At 61.1% G+C, this 671-nt stretch carries 1 protein-coding gene; it reads left to right on the forward strand.

Annotated features, from left to right (window positions below; genetic code table 11):
* Window positions 1-48: 48 nt before the first annotated feature.
* The coding region (locus tag EN906_RS36235; protein WP_164777714.1) for a glutathione S-transferase family protein at window positions 49-671 on the forward strand (623 nt) is incomplete at its 3' end.

The raw sequence follows: 671 nt of genomic DNA on the forward strand, positions 1-671 counted from the left end.
ATGCATGTGCATCTATATAGATGCAAATGCATTAACCTTGGAAACCTCATGGCACACAAGCTCATCCTCGTCAGCCATCACCTCTGCCCCTATGTGCAGCGCGCCGCGATTTCGCTGGCCGAAAAGGGCGTGCCGTTCGAGCGCATCGATATCGACCTGGCCAACAAACCGGATTGGTTCAAAGCGATCTCGCCGCTCGGCAAGGTGCCGCTGCTGCGCGTACAGCGAAATGGCGAGGAAACGGTGATCTTCGAATCGGCCGTCATCCTCGAATTCCTTGAAGAGACGCAAGCCAATCCCCTCCACCCTGCCGACCCCTATGCCCGCGCCCGTCATCGCGCCTGGATCGAGTTCGGTTCGGCAACCCTCAACGCCATCGGCCGGTTCTATTCAGCCTCGACCGAAGCTGGCTTCCTGGCCGAATCCAGCGCGCTGTCCGCCATGTTCGATCGCCTCGAAGCCGAGCTGGCGGACGAGCCCGGCGGACCCTGGTTCGCCAGCAGGCACTTTTCGCTGGTCGACGCCGTTTACGGTCCGGTCTTCCGCTACCTCGATGTCTTCGACCGCATCGGTGATTTCGGCATTCTGGACGGCAAACCGCTCGTCCGAGCCTGGCGCAAAGCGTTGAGTGAGCGCCCGTCGATCAGGCAAGCCGTGGCGCCGGACTATCC

The organism is Mesorhizobium sp. M7A.F.Ca.CA.004.06.1.1, from assembly GCF_003999135.1.
Lineage (GTDB): Bacteria > Pseudomonadota > Alphaproteobacteria > Rhizobiales > Rhizobiaceae > Mesorhizobium.